The organism is Comamonas sp. A7-5 (assembly GCF_039581385.1).
Taxonomy (GTDB): Bacteria; Pseudomonadota; Gammaproteobacteria; order Burkholderiales; family Burkholderiaceae_C; genus Comamonas; species Comamonas thiooxydans.
In genome coordinates this window covers 34,270-53,833 of the sequence record NZ_JBCPWO010000022.1, presented here as the reverse complement: position 1 = coordinate 53,833, position 19,564 = coordinate 34,270, and the positions used below count along the sequence as shown (strand labels likewise).

Here is a 19,564-nt window from a genome sequence, read left to right as displayed (position 1 = left end):
CCAAGACGCCCGCCGATGTGCGTGCACGCGCCCATGCGGCCATCACGGCAGCGCTCAAGAGCGACGCGCTCAAGGAAAGCGTGGGTGTGGTCGGCCTGATTGCCACCAGTTCCACGCCCGAGGAAATGGCCCGTTCGCAGCAGGCCGAATTTGAGCGCTGGGGACCGCTGGTCAAGCAGATCGGCTTTACTGCGGATACTTGAGACCCCCTGAACGGCTGCGCCGTTTCCCCCTGAGGGGGACGGCGCCATCGCCGCGAGGCGGCTCTTGCTGGGCGCCTCTGACTATAGGGTTGCGCTTCTTGCATAGCCCGCGTTTTGGTTGAGTTTTTGCTGCAAACGCAGCCGGTTTTGTATGTCCTATTTGCCCCTCAGTGCCGATAACGCGTTTCTTCTTTTTGATGTGCTCAAGGCCGATGAGCAGTTGCAGCGCCTGCCGGCGCATGCGGCAACGGACCGGGGGCTGATGCAGCAGGTGCTGGAGGAGGCCGGCAAATGGGTGGGCGAGGTGGTGGCGCCGCTGTCGCGCGAAGGCGATGAGGTCGGCGTGCAGTTTGCAGCGGGCAAGGTCACCACGCCGCCTGGATTTGCCCAGGCATATCAGGACTTCTGGCAGGCGGGCTGGCCTGCACTGGCCTGTGCCGAGGAGGACGGCGGCCAGGGGCTGCCCTGGGTGCTGGAAGGCGTGCTGTACGAATGGCTGAGTGCTGCCAACCATGGCTGGACCATGGCGCCGGGCCTGCTGCATGGTGCTTATGAGTGCCTCAAGCACCATGGCAGCGATGCGCTCAAGGCCGCCTATCTGCCCAAGGTGGCCAGCGGTGAATGGCTGGCAACCATGTGTCTGACGGAGGCCCATGCGGGCAGCGACCTGGGGCAGGTACGCACGCAAGCCGTTCCGGTTGGCGAATCCGAGCTGGGCGAGCGCTTCGAGATCAGCGGCAGCAAGATTTTCATTTCGGGCGGCGAGCATGATCTGACCGATAACATCGTGCATCTGGTACTGGCGCGTCTGCCCGGGGCTCCGGCAGGGCCCAAGGGCCTGTCGCTGTTTCTCGTGCCCAAGCTGCTGCCAGGCGGCGAGCGCAACCGCGTGGTCTGTGAGCGCATCGAGGAAAAAATGGGCCTGCATGGCAGCCCCACCTGCGTGATGCGCTTTGATGGGGCTGCAGGCTGGTTGATAGGCCAGCCCGGAGCGGGTCTGAACGCCATGTTTGTCATGATGAATGCCGCGCGCCTGCATGTGGCGCTGCAGGGCATAGGCCTGCTGGACGCGGCATGGCAGAAGGCCCATGCCTATGCGCTGGAGCGCCGTCAGATGCGAGCGCCAGGGGCGGTGCCGGCCTCGCGTGGCGCAGGCGATGCAGCAGATCTGATCATCGAGCATCCGGCCATTCGCCGCACGCTCGATCTGCAGCGTGCCTGGGTGGATGGGGGGCGTGTGCTCGCCTACCAGACCGGTATCTATCTCGATGTGGCGCGACTTGCCGAAAGCGCCCGCGAGCGCGAGCAGGCCCAGCAGTGGTGCAGCCTGATCACGCCCGTGCTCAAGGCCGCCTGGACCCAGCAGGCGTTCGAGGGCTCCAGCGCCTGCCTGCAGGTGTTCGGCGGCCATGGCTACATCCGCGAGTGGGGCATAGAGCAGATCGTGCGTGATTCGCGCGTGGCCATGATTTACGAAGGCACGAATGAAATTCAGGCCATCGATCTGCTGGTGCGCAAGGTGCTGCCGGACGGTGGTCAGGCCATGGGGCAATGGCTGCTGACTTTGCGCAACAGCCTGGATGCAGGTCGGGCGCTGGATGCAGAAGTGCTGCGCTGCCTGGCCCAGCTGCGCTACTTCACCACGGTGCTGGCGCAGGCCTGCAAGGAAGATGACACCCTGGCCTGGCGCGTGGCCGACGACTACCTGCGCTGCGTGGCCGTGGTGCTGCTGGGCTGGGCGTGGGCACGTATTGCGGCTACAGCAGGGGGCGATAGTGAGCGCTGGCGAGGCCCCTGCAAGCAGGTGCAGCAGCGCATATTGCCCGAAATGGACTGGCGTCTGACTCTGATGAAGGCGCAGTGGGCGCAGGCTTCCGTCGTACACGGCAACCAGCTGTTCACCTCTGCGCATTGATCAAAATGGCTGCAAGATGCGAGCAATACCGGCACAATTGCGGTCTTTTCATCGCGCTCCTGGATTGCTCTTTTGCCTTCGAAGTTGACATCGCCAATGCTCGCTCACAAGACTGCTGAACCAGACTCCAAACCTGCACGCTCTTTGCGCGGCACGCGCTCCAGAGAGGCTGGCTTGGATCTCCCTGGCTCGGGGCAGGAGCCCAGGGACAGTGCCGAGGTTTTTGCCGTCGATCAGGTCGATGCCAGCTTTCTGGAGTCCCTGCTGGGCTACAACGCCAGGCGCGCCTCGCTGGCTCTGGTGGGTGTTTTCATGCGCTGCATGGAGCGTTTTGACCTCAAGATCGTCGAGTTCTCCGTGCTGTCTCTGGTGGGCAGCAATCCGGGTATCACCTCGCGCCAGCTCTGTCAGCAACTGGCCGTGCTGCCGCCGAATATGGTGGGCATGATCGATGCGCTGGGCAAACGCGGCTTTCTGGAACGGCGTCCGCACCCGCGAGACGGCCGCGCCACGGGTCTGTACCTGACCGGGGCAGGGCGCGAACTGGTGGATACGGCCGAGCCCGAGCTCAAGAGCAGCGAGACCCGTGCCATCGGGCATCTGAGTGCTGCCGAGCAGGTGCAGCTCATGGAGTTGTTGCAAAAGCTGTATCGCTGATCCCATGGCATGGCGCAGATCCTGCGCCCGGCGCGATAATGTGCGGCATCATGCAGATTCGCTTTACCAAGATGCAAGGTGCGGGCAACGACTTTGTCGTGCTCGACGAAACCCAGGCTCGCCTGGGCTTGAGCACCGCCCAGTACCGCTACCTGGCCAATCGTCACTTTGGCGTGGGCGCCGACCAGATCCTGACGGTGCGCCCGGCACCCGCAGAGGGCGTGGACTTTGAATATGTCATCCACAACGCCGACGGTGGCGAGGTCGAGCAGTGCGGAAACGGCGCACGCTGTTTTGCGCGCTATGTGCATGACAAGGGTCTGACCGACAAGAGCGTGATCCGCGTACAGACCCTCTCGGGCGTCATCGCCCCCGAAATTCATGGCAATGGCCGCGTCACGGTCGATATGGGTGCGCCTCAGCTGGATCCGGCCAAGGTTCCGTTTATGACCGACGGTCTGCAGGCCGAGACTCTGGGTTCGACGCAAAAATGGCCTCTGACGCTTGATACGCCTTTGCAGCCGGCTACAGTCTGGATAGCAGCCGTTTCCATGGGCAATCCGCATGCGGTGCAGCTGGTGGACGATGTGAATGCCGCTTTGGTGGAGTTGCATGGCCCGTTGATCGAGAACCATGCCCGTTTTCCTCAGCGTGTGAACGCCGGCTTCATGCAGATCCTCAACCGCGGTGAGGTCCGCTTGCGTGTCTATGAACGTGGTGCCGGCGAGACCCTGGCCTGCGGTACGGGGGCTTGTGCCGCCGTGGTGGCCGGCATTGGCTGGGGCCTGCTCGACCAGCGCGTCGATGTGCATACCCGCGGCGGTCTGCTGACCATTGAATGGACTGGCGGTGCGCACGATCGCGTGCGCATGACCGGCCCTGCCGAATTTGTTTTTGAAGGCCAGATCGACATACCTGATACCTTATGAACAGCTTGACCGATACCGCCATGACCGAAGAGTCGATTGCCGACTACCTCCAGGAAAACCCCGATTTCTTCGAGCGCCATGCCGAGATGCTGACAGGCGTGCGTTTGATCAGCGGCCATGGCCCACGTGCCGTCAGCCTGCAGGAACGTCAGGCCGAGATGCTGCGCGAAAAGATCAAGGGTCTGGAGCATCGCATAATGGACATGGTGCGCCATGGCAGCGAGAACGCTTCCATCGCCAACAAGATTCATCAGTGGACCCATGCCCTGGTCAGGGTGCAGGACCTGCGTGAGCTGCCCCATGCGCTCACCGCCAGCCTGCAGCACACGTTTGATGTCCCCCAGGTCGCACTGCGTCTGTGGAATGTGGCGGGTGCGCACAGCGGCACCGTCTACACCATGGGAGTGAGTGATGATGCCAAGGCCTTTGCTTCGTCGCTGACCATGCCGTTCTGCGGCCCCAATATGGGCTTCGAACCCGTGACCTGGCTGCCCAACCCCAATGCGGTGCAGTCGGTCGCGCTGCTGACCCTGCATGACGGTGCCATGGACAGCACTTCCAACGCCTTTGGCATGCTGGTGCTGGGATCGCCCGACCCGCTGCGCTTCGATGCCACCATGGGTCTTGAATTCCTTTCACGCATCTCCGAGCTGGCCAGTGCCTCGCTCTCGCGCATGCGCGCTCCTGCGCTGACGCTGGCGCACGGCTGAGGCTGCAAAAGGGGGTAGATACTGATGCAAGAGCGCGAGCAGCCCTCTTTTGAGGAGCAGTACGCGCAGCTTCCGGAAGTTGTCCACAGCTACCTGGAGCATGTGCGTGTGCAAAAGCGCCTGGCCGAGCGCACGCATACGCTGTATGCGCTGGACCTGATCAAGCTGCAGAGCTTTGCACAGGCGGCAGCTCAGGAGCTTTTGACACTGCAACCCTCGCATATTCGCCGCTTTGCTGCGCAAATGCATGGCGCCGGCCGCAGTGCACGCGGTATCGCACTGATTCTTTCTGGCTGGCGCAGCTTTTTCCGCTGGGCGGCCCAGCGGGGGCTGGTGCCTTTCAACCCCGTGGAGGGCGTGCGCGGCCCCAAAGCTGCCAAGCCTCTTCCCAAGGCACTGGCTGTGGACGATGCCGTGCAACTGGCCAGTTTTCAGAACCCCGAAGCTGATCCATGGATGGAGGCGCGTGACGTCGCCATGACCGAGCTGCTCTACAGCTGTGGCCTGCGTGTGGCCGAACTGGTGGGGCTGGATCTACGGCCCGACCAGCAGAGCCGGCATGAAGGCAGGGGCTGGATTGATCTGGAGGCGGGTGACGCCCATGTTCAGGGCAAGGGCAGCAAGCGCCGCATTGTGCCCGTGGGGCGCATGGCGATCGAGGCCTTGCAGCGCTGGCTGGCGCTGCGCAGCAGCGCGCTGGTCGGGACCGCACAGCTCAAGGCACAGGATGAAGCGGCCTTGTTCGTCGGCCGCCGGGGCGAGCGGCTCAGCGCCCAGTCGGTCTGGTCACGTCTCAAGCAGCGAGGCCAGCAGGCGGGGCTTGCGACTGGCGTTCACCCGCATGTGCTGCGCCACTCCTTTGCCAGTCATATGCTGCAGTCCAGTGGCGATCTGCGTGCCGTGCAGGAGTTGCTCGGGCATTCCAGCATTGCCACCACGCAGATATATACGCGGCTGGATTTCCAGCATCTGGCCCAGGCTTATGAAAAAGCCCACCCGCGTGCGCAGCGCAGCAGCGTCGGAGAGACGCCCGCTCCATTGCGCGTGCCGGACGACGAAGAGCAAAACTGAAGAGTCCTGATTTGATAGCTTGAAGTGATTGTTGAGTATGTGATGGAGGTGATTTTTTGCTGAAATTTCTGCCATCCCTGCTGCCCATGCGCGCTTGAAAGCACCGCTACACTCCCCAGCTGTTATCACCGGAGCGCGCATAGGGATGCGCCGCCCGTGTTTTTTGGGCAGCCGCATGTGGCGGCTGGCCGCAGCAAGAGGTTTCAACGCATGGCTCTCATTCCTGTCACCATCCTCACGGGCTTTCTGGGCTCGGGCAAGACCACGCTGCTCAAGCGCGTGCTGCACGAATCCCACGGCATGAAGATTGCCGTGATCGAGAACGAGTTCGGCGAGGAGAACATCGACACCGACATTCTCAAGACCGAATCCAAAGAACAGATCCTGCAGATGAGCAACGGCTGCATCTGCTGCACCATCCGCGAAGACCTGCGTGAGGCTTTGCAGTTGCTGGCCGCCAAGCGCCGCAAGGGGCAGGTGGACTTCGACCGCATCGTGATCGAGACCACCGGCCTGGCCGATCCCGGTCCCGTGGCCCAGACCTTCTTCATGGATGACGAGATCGCCGAGACCTACCTGATCGACTCCATCATCACTCTGGTGGATGCCAAGCATGCCAATCAGCAACTCGACGATCGCCAGGAAGCGCGCCGTCAGGTGGGCTTTGCCGACCAGATGTTCCTGTCCAAGACCGATCTGGTGACGGATGCGGAAAAGGAGGCGCTGATCCACCGCCTCAAGCACATGAACCCGCGCGCGCCCATCCGTGCCGTTCATTTTGGCGATGTGCCCCTGAGCGAAGTGTTCGACCTGCGTGGCTTCAACCTGAACGCCAAGCTGGACATCGACCCTGATTTCCTCAAGGAAGATGATCACGACCACGATCATCACGACCACAGCGCTTGCGACCATGACCATGGCCAATGCGAACACGATCATGAACACCAGCACGACGAGCATTGCGGCCACGACCACCATGACCACGAGCATGGCGAGCACTGCAATCACCCGCATCACCATCATCACGACGATGACGTGAAGAGCTTTGTCTACCGCGCCGATCGCGCGTTCGACCCGGCCAAGCTGGAAGACTTCCTGGGCGCCATCGTCAATATCTACGGCCCCAAGATGCTGCGCTACAAGGGCGTGCTCGACATGAAGGGCACCAGCCGCAAGGTCATCTTCCAGGGCGTGCACCAACTCATGGGCAGCGATCTGGGCCCCGAGTGGGAAGTCGATGAAAAGCGAGTCAGCAAAATGGTCTTCATCGGCATCGACCTGCCGCAGGACATTCTTCGCCAGGGACTGGATCAATGTTTGGTGTAAACCCTGGGTTTGGGGGCTGTTTCGGCGAAAGCTAACGGTTTGCTGACAATGACTGACGGCCTGCCAAGCAGGCCGTTTTGTTTGTCTGTTATTTCTCGCAAACTGACCGAAACAGGCGCAGGCTTTGTTGCAAATTGTGGGGTATGTGCAACGGAGCCGGGCTGGGGGGACTGGCGTGGCTACAATGCCGGCCCTAAAGAGGGTGTTGGAGCAATCCGGCCCTGCAAGGGCTCTGTACTGTAAGGAGACAGGACGTGACCGCTGTGAAAAGTAATCTGCCCAAGGCTGCAGCCAAAGCTGCGGCAGCGGCTGTGCACCCCCGCAGCGTCGAGACCTCTTTGGTGGACGCCGCGTTGAACAACCCGGTGCTGGTACCTGCAGCAGCGGGAGAATCTTCCAAATCGTCCAGATCCAAGCGTTCTGCATCGCCTCCAGCGCGGCAGCCTGAAACAGATGTTCCGTCCTTGGCAGCTTCGGCAGTCAAGGCTGCGGCAACCATGAGAGATACGAAAGCAATGACCAACACAAAGCAAGCTGTGCCCAAGAAAGATCCCAAGCTGGCCAACGCCTGGAAGACCAAGTCGGTAGAGGAGCTGACCGATGCTGAAGTGCTGGCCATGTCTGATGACGATTACATGAACGACGCCCAGTTGGCCTACTTCCGTCGCAAGCTGGTCGCGCTCAAGAACGATATGCATGTGAATGCGGGTGAGACTGCGGAAAACCTGCGTGAAGACACCGTCGTGGTGCCCGATCCTGCCGATCGTGCCACCATCGAGGAAGAGCACGCTCTCGAGCTGCGCACCCGTGACCGCGAGCGCAAGCTGCTCAAGAAGATCGACCAGTCCATTGCCCGCATCGATGCCGGCGACTACGGCTACTGCGACGAAACCGGCGAGCCCATCGGGGTGGGACGGCTGCTGGCTCGCCCCACGGCTACACTGTCGTTGGAAGCCCAGCAGCGCCGTGAACTCAAGCAGAAGATGTACGGCGATTGATCTGCGTCAGGCGTTGGCGGGGCTGCAGGCAGCAAAGTAGAGGACCATGGCAAAAGAAGAAAACAAGTCGGGAGGGTTGCTGTCCAAGGTGGTGCGTTTCGTGCGCCACCCGACCGTGAATTGGTCCGATTTGGAGAATCTCAACCAGGACAGCGAAGAAAGCCAGTACAGCAAGCAGGCGCTAAAGGAGATGCTGGAGCGCAAGCGCCAGAACGACTTTGTGCGAAAGCGCGAGTTTGACCAGTTGCGCAAGCTGCGTCAGGCTCAGTTGTCGAGGACCGCGGTGACTGCCAGGGCCCCGCTCGAGACGCCGACCCCACTGGCACCTTCCTCTTTTTTGCAGACTGCCCAAAGTTCCGTGCCGGGCGAGCGCGCAGAAACCATCAAGAAGATCGACGAGATCGAAGCGCAGATGGCCCAGCAATGGTGGCGCGGCAAGCTGGCCGCTGATGCCGCCACCATGCCGCTGCAACTGCCCGAGGGCGGAGGCAGCATGCCTTCGGTATTTAAAAGCCAGCCGCTTTCGATCAGCACGTTGCCGCTGCTTCAGGATGTGTTGCCAGGCGATCTGGAGCTGCCGCAATCGGGGCGGCAGGGCAATCCTGTTGCTTTGCCGGGCCTGCGTGGCGAGACGGACTTTTCACCAGCGTTTGCCACGACCGAGGTCTCCGCTCCAACCGATATCAACATGGTTCCGCCGTCCTTTGCGCGCTTCGAGCATGATGCCGCGCTGGAGGATGCTGCGATTGTCTTTGCCAGCGGTGACAGCGTCGCAGCCGAGACCAGCCTCAAAGCCTTGATTGCCGAGCGTGCTCAGGATACGCCGGCGCAGTTGCAGGTCTGGCTGGCACTGCTGGACATGTACCGCGCAGCAGGCATGCAGGCTCAGTTTGAAGACGCTGCCATGGACTTTGTGGCGCGCTTCGGTCGTTCGGCACCGCAATGGTTTGTGATGCCGCAGCAGGCGGGCAGGCTTAGCGAAACCGCGCCGGATGCCGCAGCAGTGCAGACCGGTTTTCGCTGGCAGGCTCCTGTGCATTTGGATGAGCCTGGCTTCAAGGCGCTGCTGGCCAGCAAGGCGCGCAGCGTCGGCAGCTCGGTCATGGACTGGAGCGTTCTGGAGAGCCTCGACCCCGGCGTGAAGAAGCCGCTGCTGGATGCGGCACATCGATGGGCCGACGAAAAGGGATCACTGGTTTTTGCCGGTCATGAAAGATTGCAGGCCGTGCTCAGCAAGCACACCCCTTCCGGTGATCGAGCCGTCGATCAGGACTGGTGGTATTTGCGTCTGGCCATGCAGCGCCTGATGCATCTGCAGGACGAATTTGAGCTGACGGCGCTGGACTATTGCGTGACCTACGAGCTGTCGCCACCCTCGTGGGACGATCCGGTCTGTGCGTATTCGAATGAAGGGCAGGCGCAGAACCTGCGTGCCAAGGATAGCCGGCTCTTGGGGCCGGAGACGATTCAGCCCGGCATGCTCTGGAAGGAGCATCAGCCGCGTTTTGCGCTGCAAGGAGTGATCGACGGCGATGCATTGCCCTGGCTGGCCGAGGTTCAGGAAAAGGCCAAGCTTGGCGAAGCCATCGCCATTGACTGCGCGCGCCTGGTGCGCATGGACTTTGCTGCCGCAGGCTCGGTGCTGAACTGGGCTGCGCAGATGCAGGAGCTGGGTCATGTGTTGCAGTTCAGTCAGTTGCACCAGTTGCTGGCGGTGTTCTTCAATGTTGTTGGCATTCAGGAACATGCACAGGTGATCCCAAGGAGGGACTAGCTCCCTGAGAGGCTATGCCGCCTCCCCCCAAGAGACCGCGTCTCCGGCTGGAGTCGGGCCGTTTGAGGCCTTGTCCACAGCAAGCGCTGCAAATTTAATTTTTCTGGGCCTCTTGAGGTCGATCTTGTCTGTCCCCATCTGCTCCAGATGGAACAGTTTCACGGCACCACCATTTTGAGCGTGCGCCGCCAGACTCCCGAGGGCGTGCAAGTCGCCATCGGCGGTGATGGTCAGGTCACATTGGGCAATATCGTCATCAAGGGCACGGCGCGCAAGGTGCGCAAGCTCTATCACGGCAAGGTGCTGGCGGGCTTTGCGGGGGCAACCGCAGATGCCTTCACGCTGTTCGAGCGCTTCGAGGCCAAGCTGGAAAAACACCAGGGCAACCTGACCCGCGCCGCGATCGAGCTGACCAAGGAGTGGCGTACCGACCGCGTGCTGCGCAAGCTTGAAGCCATGCTGGCCGTGGCCGATGCGACGACCTCGCTCATCATTACCGGCAATGGCGACGTTCTGGAGCCCGAGCAGGGCATTGTGGCCATCGGCTCCGGCGGCGCCTATGCGCATTCCGCAGCCAAGGCCTTGCTCAACAACACCGAGCTGTCGGCCGAAGATGTGGTGCGCAAATCCCTGGCGATTGCCGGCGAGCTGTGCATCTACACCAATATGAATCACACGATCGAGACGCTGTAAGCACTCGTCTATCCGAATTGATAGCTGCCGGCGCTTTATGGTTGGGCGCCGGAGGCATATTTGACTGAGAATTCACATGTCTTTTGCCATGACTCCCCAGGAGATCGTCTCCGAGCTGGACAAGCACATCGTCGGCCAGCATGGTGCCAAGCGCGCGGTGTCGATTGCATTGCGCAATCGCTGGCGCCGCCAGCAGGTGCCCGAGGGCCTGCGCCAGGAAATCACGCCCAAGAACATTCTGATGATCGGCCCCACGGGCGTGGGCAAGACGGAGATTGCCCGCCGCCTGGCAAAACTCGCCGACGCTCCCTTCATCAAGGTCGAAGCAACCAAGTTCACCGAAGTGGGCTATGTGGGCAAGGATGTGGACGCCATCATCCGCGATCTGGCTGAAGTTGCCGTCAAGCAGACGCGCGAGTCGGACATGAAGAAGATGCGTGCCCGCGCCGAAGATGCTGCCGAGGAGCGCATTCTCGATGTGCTGATCCCGCAGGCCCGCACTGGCGAAGTACCCGCGGACAACACGGCGCGTCAGGTTTTCCGCAAGAAGTTGCGCGAAGGTCAGCTTGACGACAAGGAGATCGAGATCGACATCGCCGAGCAGATGCCTCAGGTGCAGATCATGGGCCCCCAGGGCATGGAAGAGATGGCCGAGCAGCTGCGTGGCATGTTCAGCCATATGGGCCAGGAAAAGCGCAAGACGCGCAAGCTCAAGATCGCCGAGGCCCTGAAGCTGCTGACCGATGAGGAAGCAGCAAAGATGGTCAATGAGGAAGACGTCAAGACCCGCGCCATTGCCAATGCCGAGCAAAACGGCATTGTCTTCATCGACGAAATCGACAAGGTGGCGACGCGCCAGGAAACCAGTGGCTCCGATGTATCGCGTCAGGGTGTGCAGCGCGACCTGCTGCCCTTGGTCGAAGGTACCAGCGTCTCGACCAAGTACGGCGTGGTCAAGACAGACCACATTCTTTTCATCGCCTCGGGTGCTTTCCACCTGTCCAAGCCCAGCGATCTGATTCCCGAGCTGCAGGGGCGCTTTCCCATTCGCGTGGAACTGGAATCTCTGTCGGTACAGGACTTCGAGGCGATTCTGATGCAGACTCACGCCTCCCTGGTCAAGCAATATCAGGCGCTGCTGGCGACCGAAGGCGTGACTCTGGAGTTCAAGCCCGAGGGCATCACGCGTCTGGCAACGATTGCCTTTGACGTCAACGAGAGTACCGAAAACATCGGTGCACGGCGTCTGTCCACAGTGATGGAGCGTCTGCTTGACGAAGTCAGCTTCGATGCGGCCAAGCTTTCGGGTCAGACCGTGGTGATCGATGCAGCCTATGTGGATCAGCGCCTGCAGGTGCTGAGCAAGGATGAGGATCTGTCGCGCTTCATTCTTTGAAGAACCGAGCGCTTGAAGCGAGCTGCCCGCCTGTGCGGGCAGTTTGCGTTTGTAGGAGAAGGTCGAGACTTAAATCAGTTCTTTCCATTGAATTGAATGGTTGCAATTGACGCCTCCTAATGAGAGTCCACTTGCATTGACTTTGCTAAGTGCTTGTAAAGGAAAGGTATTTTCAGAATAAGGCTTTTCTTTTTCTCTCTAAGTGCTTGATTTCATTGCAAATAATTGTTCCTTCGGGTTTGGATTCACCTTAAATTGCTGATACAGTGCAAAAAAGTGCAATTAAGTGGTGAAAGCTGCCCTCGTGCCCATTTTGGGGGAACGAGCGGCTCCAGATGACCGGAGTAACTTGCCGTGTTTCAAGGGGCGTCTTCGCTGAATCTCGATGGAAAGGGGCGGCTCTCAGTGCCGACCCGGCATCGTGACGCCCTTTTGTCCTTGGCGGAGGGGCAGGTCACTTTCACCAAGCATCCCGATGGCTGTCTGTTGCTGTTTCCGCGCCCCGAGTGGCTGCAGTTTCGCGAACGCGTCGCGCAACTGCCGATCACGGCTCAGTGGTGGAAGCGGATTTTTCTGGGCAATGCCATGGATGCTGAGATGGATGCAACCGGTCGGCTGCTGATTTCGCCCGAGTTGCGTGAGGCCACAGGTCTGACCAAAGAGGTCTTGATGCTGGGCATGGGGGCGCATTTCGAGGTCTGGGACAAGGCCACATATGAAATGCGCGAAGCGGAAGCGCGCCAGCAACCGATGCCGGCGGCTTTCCAGGATTTTGTTTTGTAGGAAGTGCTTGTGAATCAGCCGTTGCAACATATCACCGTCTTGCTGGACGAGGCCGTGGACGCCCTGCTGGGTGGTGCCGCCGAGCCGCCCGCTGGCCAGTGGGTCGATGCGACGTTCGGTCGAGGCGGTCATTCCCGGCTCATTTTGCAAAGGCTGGGGCCGGACGGGCGCTTGATCGCGTTCGACAAAGACCCGGACGCAATTGCTGAGGCGGCGCGCATCACCGATGCGCGTTTTTCGATTCGGCATGAAGGATTTCGCCATCTTGGCGAACTGCCCGAAGGCAGTGTGCAGGGTGTGTTGATGGACCTGGGGGTGAGCTCGCCCCAGATCGACAACCCGGACCGGGGCTTCAGCTTCCGCTTTGACGGCCCCCTCGACATGCGCATGGACACCACGCGTGGTCAGAGCGTGGCCGAGTGGCTCGAAGATGCGGAAGTGCAGCAGATTGCGGAGGTGATACGTGACTACGGCGAAGAACGGTTTGCTGGCCCCATTGCAAAGGCGATTGTTGCTCGGCGCGAAAGCCAGGGCCCATTACGCACCACTGCCGAGCTGGCCCAACTCGTGGCTGGCGCGGTCAAGACCCGCGAGGCTGGGCAAAACCCGGCAACACGGACCTTCCAGGCTCTTCGGATTTTCATCAATGCCGAACTTCAGGAGCTTGAGCAAGCGCTAGAAGCCAGTCTGCGCGTGCTGGCTCCCGGCGGCCGTCTGGCCGTGATCAGCTTCCATTCGCTGGAAGATCGCATCGTCAAGCAGTTCATTGCCAAGCATTCCAAGGAGGTCTACGACCGCCGTGCACCGTTTGCGCCTCCCACGCCCATGCGTCTGAAGGCGCTGGAGCGCATCAAGCCCAGTGCTGCCGAGGTGGATGCCAATCCTCGTTCGCGTTCCGCCGTGATGCGCGTCGCCGAGCGCACCGAGGTGCCTGCATGATGCATCGCCATGCCGCTCCGAGCATGGCTGCGGGAGGGCTGCCATGCTGCGCATAAACCTGCTGCTGCTGCTGGCGGTCATGACCAGCGCCATCTTTCTGGTGCATACCCAGTATGAGTCGCGTCGTCTGTTCACCGAGCTGGACCGCGCCGAGGCAGAGGCGCGTCGGCTGGCGACGGATCAACTGCGCCTGCAGGTGGAAAAGCGTGCCCAGGCCGCGCCTCAGCGCATCGAGACCTTGGCGCGCGAAAAGCTGCAGATGAAGCAGGCTTCTCAGGCCATTACGCAGTACGTGCATGAAACGGCTGCAGGAACTGCGCAATGACACGCAGCGTGCTCTATACCACCAGCCCTTTGCTGGCTTCGAAAACACCGCTGTGGCGCAGCAAGTTCATCGTAGCTGCGCTGGCGCTGGGTTTTGTGGGCCTGGGCGCGCGTGCAGCCTATGTGCAGGTCTTCGGCAACGACTTCTTCAAGCGTCAGGGCCTGGTGCGCTTTGCGCGTACTCTGGAGCTGCCGGCCAACCGTGGCCGTTTGCTGGATCGCAATGGCCTGATTCTTGCGTCCAGCGTGCCGGCGGCCAGTATCTGGGCCATTCCCGAGGACGTGGATCTGAAGGACCCTGAGGTCCAGCAAAAGCTCAAGGAAGTGGCGCGCCTCATGGACATGCCGCTGCGCTCCCTGATGGAGAAGCTGGATGTCGAGGACAAGACCTTTGTCTGGGTAAAGCGTCAGCTGGACTGGGATGTGGGCCAGAAGATCGTGGCGCTCAATATCAAGGGCATCTACAACCGCAAGGAATACAAGCGCCAGTATCCCGAAGGGGAGTCTGCGGCGCATATCGTGGGCTTCACCAATGTGGAAGACCATGGTCAGGAAGGCATGGAGCTGGCGTTCGACAAGGAACTAGCCGGCAAGGCTGGCTCGCGTCGTGTGATCAAGGATCGTCTGGGCCGCGTGGTGGAGGGCGTGGGCGATGAAGTGCCGCCGCAGGATGGGCAAGATATTCAGTTGTCCATCGACAGCAAGGTCCAGTACTACGCCTATCAGAAACTCAAGCAGCAGGTCGAGACCTTCAAGGCCAAGGCAGGCAGCGTGGTGGTGATGGATGCGCACACCGGCGAGCTGCTGGCCCTGGCGAACTATCCGAGCTACGACCCGGGGCATCGCAAGAATCTGACGGGCGAGCAGCTGCGCAACCGCGCGCTGACCGATACCTTCGAGCCGGGTTCGACCATGAAACCCATCACAGTGGCCGCAGCCCTGGAGCTCAAGCGTGTCAAGCCGAGCACCATCATCGATACCGCACCCGGCCGCTACACGGTGACGGGCTCCACCATCACCGATACGCACAACTACGGCGCGCTGACGGTGGAGGGCGTGATCCAGAAGTCCAGCAACGTGGGCGCGACCAAGGTGGCGCAAAAGCTCTCACCTCAGGAAATGTGGGAGTACTTCAGTGCGCTGGGCTTCGGCCAGAAGCCGCAGATTCAATTCCCGGGCGCGGTCTCGGGTCGTCTGCGTGCCTGGAAGACCTGGAAGCCTATCGAGCAGGCCACCATGTCCTATGGCTATGGCCTGTCGGCCTCGCTGTTCCAGATGGCACGTTCCTACACCGTGTTCTCCAACGACGGCAATGTCATTCCCTCGACGATTCTGAAAACGAACGAGCCTCCTGTGGGCGTGCGTGTGATCTCCAAGGAAAATGCCGAGGCGGTGCTGCACATGCTGCGTCTTGCTGCAGGCCCAGGCGGTACCGGCCAGAAGGCCCAGGCCGAGGGCTACACCATCGGCGGCAAGTCGGGCACTGCCCGCAAGCAGGTGGGCAAGAGCTATGCCGCGGGCAAGTACCGGGCCTGGTTCACGGGCATTGCTCCCATCGACAAGCCGCGCATCATCGTGGCCGTGATGGTGGACGAGCCCACGGCAGGTTCTTACTACGGTGGCACGGTGGCCGGCCCGGTGTTTGCGGACGTGGTCCAGCAGACATTGCGTTTCATGGGCGTTCAGCCCGACAAGGAAGTCAAGCCTCAGATCGTGGCTGCACCCGCTGAGGAGCCTGTGCTATGAGCACCCCCATTCAAATCCTGAACAATGCAGCCGAGGCCGTTGCCTGGCTGCGCAGTCGCGTGCAGGGTGACCTGCAGACCGATAGCCGCAAGGTCAAGGCCGGCGATGCCTTTGTCGCCTGGCCTGGAGCTGCCACTGATGGCCGAGCCTATGTGGGCAAGGCTCTGGAGCAGGGCGCCGCCGCCGTGCTGGTGGAGGCCGATGGTCTGCAGGCCTTCGATCTGAGCGGCGACAGCATTGCAGCTCTCAAGGGACTGAAGGCTGCGACGGGACTGATTGCCGACCAATGGTTTGCACATCCCAGTGGCGAGCTCGACGTGCTGGCCGTGACCGGCACCAACGGCAAGACCACCACAGCCTGGTGGCTGGCGCATGCGCTCTCGAAAGTGACGCTGAACACGCGCACCGGCTGTGCGCTGGTGGGCACCCTGGGTGTGGGCGTGCCGCCTGCGCTGGAGTCGACAGGCATGACCACGCCGGACCCGGTGTTGCTGCAGCGTGCGTTCCGCAGCTACGCCGACCAGGGTCTTGCCGCCTGTGCCATCGAGGCATCGTCCATCGGCATCGTCGAGCACCGTCTGGACGGCAGCAAGATTCGCGTGGCGTTGTTCACTAATTTCACGCAGGACCACCTGGACTACCACGGCAGCATGGATGCCTACTGGCAGGCCAAGGCCCAGCTGTTCGACTGGCCCGGCCTGCCGGCCGCCGTGGTCAATATCGACGATGCGCATGGCGCCAGGCTCTGGGCCAGGCTGCAGGGCCGTGCGATGGATGTCTGGAGTGTTTCCATTCAAGGACCTGCGCGTCTGCAGGCCAAGGACATCGGACTGGGCGACGAAGGCCTGAGCTTTACCGTGCTGGAAGCTGGTCACAGCCTGCGCATGAATACGCGTCTGGTCGGTCAGTACAACGTCTCCAATCTGCTTGGGGTGCTGGCCACCCTGCGCTGCCTGGGCCTGACGCTGGAGCAGGCCGTACAGGCCTGCGCCGATCTGGAGCCCGTGCCCGGTCGCATGCAGCAGATCGTCAAGCCCGGTCAGCCTCTGGTGGCCGTGGACTATGCCCATACGCCCGATGCGCTGGAAAAAGCCTTGCGCGCGCTGCAGCCCGCCGCGCGGCAGCGCCAGGGCAAGCTGTGGTGTGTGTTCGGCTGCGGCGGCGACCGGGACAACAGCAAGCGTCCGCTGATGAGGCAGGCCGCCCAGGCGCATGCCGACGGCGTTTTCGTCACCAGCGACAACCCGCGCAGTGAAGTGCCCGAAAGCATCATCGACCAGATCCTGGCTGGCATGCAGGCGGGCGAGGCATTGCATGTTCAGGCCGACCGCGCGGCGGCCATTGCCCAAGCCATTGCCCGTGCCGATGCGCGCGACGTGGTGTTGATTGCCGGCAAGGGACATGAGGACTATCAGGAGACGAAGGGCGTGCGCCATCCGTTCTCCGACATGGCTGAGGCGCAGAAGGCGCTCGCAGCCCGCGAAGGAAAGATTCGGTCATGATGACCCTGGCAAAAGCGCTGGAGCTGATCCAGACGCATATCCCCAAAGCCCGCCTGGTCGGCAACGGCCAGCTGGAGCTGACACGTGTGCACACCGATACGCGCACGTTGCAGAACGGGGACTTGTTCGTGGCCCTGAAGGGCGAGCGTTTTGACGCCCATGATTTTCTGTCTCAGGCGCAGGCCGCCGGTGCTGTGGCGGCCATTGCCAGCCATGGGCTGGAGGCTGCAGGCATGGCCGGCATCGAAGTGCCGGATACGCTGCTGGCACTGGGCGCGCTGGCACAAGCATGGCGTGCACAGTTCGATCTACCCTTGATTGCCGTGACCGGCAGCAATGGCAAGACCACGGTCACGCAGATGATCGCGTCCATTTTGCGCGCGCATGTGGGTGGGCAGGGCGAGGCAGCACTGGCCACGCGTGGCAATTTCAACAACTCCATCGGCATGCCGCTGAACCTGTTGCGCATGACGGGCGCGCATCGCATTGCGGTGCTGGAGATGGGCATGAACCACCCCGGCGAGATTGCCGAGCTGGCTGCCATCGGCCAGCCCACGGTGGCTCTGGTCAACAACGCTCAGCGCGAACACCAGGAATTCATGGGTACGGTGGAAGCCGTGGCGCGTGAAAACGGCTCGGTGCTGCGCTTTCTGCCCAAGGACGGAGTGGCCATCTTCCCTGCCGGAGATGAATACACGCCGCTGTGGACCGAACTGAGCGCCGGTCGCTCCAGCCTGATGTTTGGCGAGGCCGCTGATGGGGCTCAGGTTTTTGCCAGCGATGTGGCCTGGGCCAACGGAGCCTGGAGTTTTGCGCTGAACACCCCGCAAGGCGTGGCAGCCGTGCAGTTGCATATTGCCGGCCGCCACAATGTGCGCAACGCACTGGCCTCAGCTGCCTGCGCCCATGCCGCCGGCGTGCCTTTGCCTGCCATTGCACAAGGACTCTCCGGCTTCGAGCCCGTGACGGGGCGCTCGCGCGCGCTGGCCGTGCAGATCAAGGGTCAAGGCATCACGGTGGTCGATGACACCTATAACGCCAATCCCGATTCCGTGGCAGCTGCTATTGCCGTGCTGGCCGAGCTGCCTGCACCGCAGTTGCTGGTGCTGGGCGACATGGGGGAGGTCGGCGATAACGGCCCGCAGTTCCATGCCGAGGCCGGCGCGCTGGCGCAGCAGGCAGGTATTGCCCATTTCTTTGCTCTGGGTGACCAGAGCACGTTTGCGGCCTCTGCCTTTGGCAGCGGAGCTCGGCATTTTGATAGCATGTCCGCCCTTCAGCAGGCGGTGTGCGCAGTTTTACCCAAGGTAGGTAGCGTGTTGGTCAAGGGTTCGCGGTTCATGAAGATGGAGCAAGTGGTGCAGAGCATTGAGGCCTGCGCAGACAAGAAGCAGGGCAACTGCGAGGAGGCCGCATGCTGCTGATGCTGGCTCAATGGCTGCAGGGTATTTCGCCGGAGTTCGGCTTTCTGCGCGTCTTCCAGTACCTGACGCTGCGTGCCGTGCTGGCTGCCGTCACCGCCTTGCTGATCGGCCTGATCGTCGGCCCCAGGGCGATTCGCATGCTGACCGCACTCAAGATCGGTCAGCCCGTGCGCGGCTATGGCATGGAGACCCATCTGGTCAAAAGCGGCACGCCCACCATGGGCGGCGTGCTGATTCTGTTCTCGATCGCCGTGTCCACTTTGCTGTGGTTTGACCTGTCCAACCGCTTTGTCTGGATCGTGCTGCTGGTCACGCTGGGCTTCGGTGCGATTGGCTGGGTGGACGACTGGCGCAAGGTCGTCAACAAGGACCCCGAGGGCATGCGCTCGGGCGAGAAGTATTTCTGGCAGTCCGTCATCGGCCTGCTGGCTGCGCTGTATCTGGTGTTCTGCATCTCCGAGAACAGCAACGCCGAGGTCTTCGCGCTGTTCATCTCCTGGGTGCAGTCGGGCTTTTCCATGGATCTGCCGCCCAAGGCCGGCCTGATGGTGCCCTTTTTCAAGGAAGTCAGCTACCCGCTGGGCGTGCTGGGCTTCATCGTCATGACCTATCTGGTCATCGTGGGCGCCAGCAATGCCGTGAACCTGACCGACGGCCTTGACGGCCTGGCCATCATGCCCGTCATCATGGTCGGCACGGCGCTGGGCATCTTCGCCTATGTGACCGGCAACGCCACCTATGCGCGCTACCTGCTGTTTCCCAGCATCCCCGGCACGGGCGAGCTGATGGTGTTCTGCGGCGCCATGGCGGGTGCCGGTCTGGCTTTTCTCTGGTTCAACGCACATCCCGCCCAGGTCTTCATGGGCGACGTGGGCGCGCTGGCGCTGGGCGCTGCTCTGGGAACGATTGCCGTGATCGTGCGCCAGGAAATCGTGCTGGCCGTGATGGGCGGCATCTTCGTGGCGGAAGCCATCTCGGTGATGCTGCAGGTGACTTACTTCAAGTACACCAAGAAGCGCTATGGCGAGGGCCGCCGTCTGCTGAAGATGGCACCGCTGCACCATCACTTCGAGAAGAGCGGCTGGAAGGAGACCCAGGTCGTGATCCGCTTCTGGATCATCACCATGCTGCTGTGCCTGCTGGGCCTGTCCACCCTGAAGCTGAGGTAGTCGCC

The 19,564-nt window shown here is 61.7% G+C and carries 17 protein-coding genes and 1 pseudogene; all 18 read left to right on the top strand.

The window, feature by feature from the left end; genetic code table 11:
- A pseudogene (locus tag AAIL67_RS23250) lies at positions 1-203 on the top strand (twin-arginine translocation pathway signal protein); the annotation flags it as partial.
- Positions 204-354: 151 nt separating this feature from the next.
- The gene (locus tag AAIL67_RS23245; RefSeq protein WP_343485218.1) at positions 355-2,118 is read left to right on the top strand and encodes an acyl-CoA dehydrogenase family protein; all 1,764 of its coding nucleotides are present in this window, start codon (positions 355-357) and stop codon (positions 2,116-2,118) included.
- Positions 2,119-2,214: 96 nt separating this feature from the next.
- Positions 2,215-2,775, top strand: coding sequence for a MarR family winged helix-turn-helix transcriptional regulator (locus AAIL67_RS23240; RefSeq protein ID WP_034354357.1), 561 nt, complete (start codon positions 2,215-2,217; stop codon positions 2,773-2,775).
- Between the two features lie 50 nt (positions 2,776-2,825).
- Positions 2,826-3,704 (top strand): diaminopimelate epimerase, encoded by an 879-nt coding sequence (gene dapF / locus AAIL67_RS23235; RefSeq protein ID WP_343485217.1) that lies wholly within the window; start codon positions 2,826-2,828, stop codon positions 3,702-3,704.
- Positions 3,701-4,414, top strand: coding sequence for a DUF484 family protein (locus AAIL67_RS23230; RefSeq protein ID WP_034354355.1), 714 nt, complete (start codon positions 3,701-3,703; stop codon positions 4,412-4,414). Before dapF ends, AAIL67_RS23230 begins: the two co-directional genes overlap by 4 nt.
- 24 nt (positions 4,415-4,438) lie before the next feature.
- Positions 4,439-5,485 (top strand): tyrosine recombinase XerC, encoded by a 1,047-nt coding sequence (locus tag AAIL67_RS23225; RefSeq protein WP_343485216.1) that lies wholly within the window; start codon positions 4,439-4,441, stop codon positions 5,483-5,485.
- Between the two features lie 210 nt (positions 5,486-5,695).
- On the top strand, positions 5,696-6,811 hold the full coding sequence (locus tag AAIL67_RS23220; protein WP_034354351.1) for a GTP-binding protein: 1,116 nt from the start codon (positions 5,696-5,698) through the stop codon (positions 6,809-6,811).
- A 254-nt stretch (positions 6,812-7,065) separates the two neighbouring features.
- Positions 7,066-7,809, top strand: a complete 744-nt coding sequence (gene dksA / locus AAIL67_RS23215; RefSeq protein ID WP_187771826.1) for an RNA polymerase-binding protein DksA — start codon at positions 7,066-7,068, stop codon at positions 7,807-7,809.
- A gap of 46 nt (positions 7,810-7,855) precedes the next feature.
- Positions 7,856-9,583 (top strand): STAS domain-containing protein, encoded by a 1,728-nt coding sequence (locus AAIL67_RS23210; RefSeq protein WP_063663882.1) that lies wholly within the window; start codon positions 7,856-7,858, stop codon positions 9,581-9,583.
- A 147-nt stretch (positions 9,584-9,730) separates the two neighbouring features.
- Positions 9,731-10,276: an ATP-dependent protease subunit HslV gene (gene hslV, locus AAIL67_RS23205; RefSeq protein WP_003051248.1), complete on the top strand. Its 546-nt coding sequence runs from the start codon at positions 9,731-9,733 to the stop codon at positions 10,274-10,276.
- A gap of 76 nt (positions 10,277-10,352) precedes the next feature.
- Positions 10,353-11,672: an ATP-dependent protease ATPase subunit HslU gene (gene hslU / locus AAIL67_RS23200; RefSeq protein WP_343485215.1), complete on the top strand. Its 1,320-nt coding sequence runs from the start codon at positions 10,353-10,355 to the stop codon at positions 11,670-11,672.
- Positions 11,673-12,026: 354 nt separating this feature from the next.
- A complete protein-coding gene (mraZ, locus tag AAIL67_RS23195) occupies positions 12,027-12,455 on the top strand; it encodes a division/cell wall cluster transcriptional repressor MraZ (RefSeq protein WP_003051254.1) in 429 nt (142 codons plus the stop codon).
- Positions 12,456-12,464: 9 nt separating this feature from the next.
- Positions 12,465-13,394 (top strand): 16S rRNA (cytosine(1402)-N(4))-methyltransferase RsmH, encoded by a 930-nt coding sequence (rsmH, locus tag AAIL67_RS23190; protein WP_003081144.1) that lies wholly within the window; start codon positions 12,465-12,467, stop codon positions 13,392-13,394.
- A gap of 43 nt (positions 13,395-13,437) precedes the next feature.
- The gene (gene ftsL, locus AAIL67_RS23185) at positions 13,438-13,719 is read left to right on the top strand and encodes a cell division protein FtsL (protein WP_003068998.1); all 282 of its coding nucleotides are present in this window, start codon (positions 13,438-13,440) and stop codon (positions 13,717-13,719) included.
- Entirely contained in the window at positions 13,716-15,464 is a 1,749-nt protein-coding gene (locus tag AAIL67_RS23180) for a penicillin-binding protein 2 (protein ID WP_003068995.1), read from the top strand. Before ftsL ends, AAIL67_RS23180 begins: the two co-directional genes overlap by 4 nt.
- A complete protein-coding gene (locus AAIL67_RS23175) occupies positions 15,461-16,966 on the top strand; it encodes a UDP-N-acetylmuramoyl-L-alanyl-D-glutamate--2,6-diaminopimelate ligase (protein ID WP_034404173.1) in 1,506 nt (501 codons plus the stop codon). Before AAIL67_RS23180 ends, AAIL67_RS23175 begins: the two co-directional genes overlap by 4 nt.
- Complete coding sequence (murF, locus tag AAIL67_RS23170) at positions 16,963-18,390, top strand: UDP-N-acetylmuramoyl-tripeptide--D-alanyl-D-alanine ligase (RefSeq protein WP_343485214.1); 1,428 nt, start codon at positions 16,963-16,965, stop codon at positions 18,388-18,390. The genes AAIL67_RS23175 and murF overlap by 4 nt, the downstream gene beginning before the upstream one ends.
- Positions 18,381-19,559, top strand: coding sequence for a phospho-N-acetylmuramoyl-pentapeptide-transferase (gene mraY / locus AAIL67_RS23165; protein ID WP_343485213.1), 1,179 nt, complete (start codon positions 18,381-18,383; stop codon positions 19,557-19,559). Before murF ends, mraY begins: the two co-directional genes overlap by 10 nt.
- Positions 19,560-19,564: the final 5 nt, after the last annotated feature.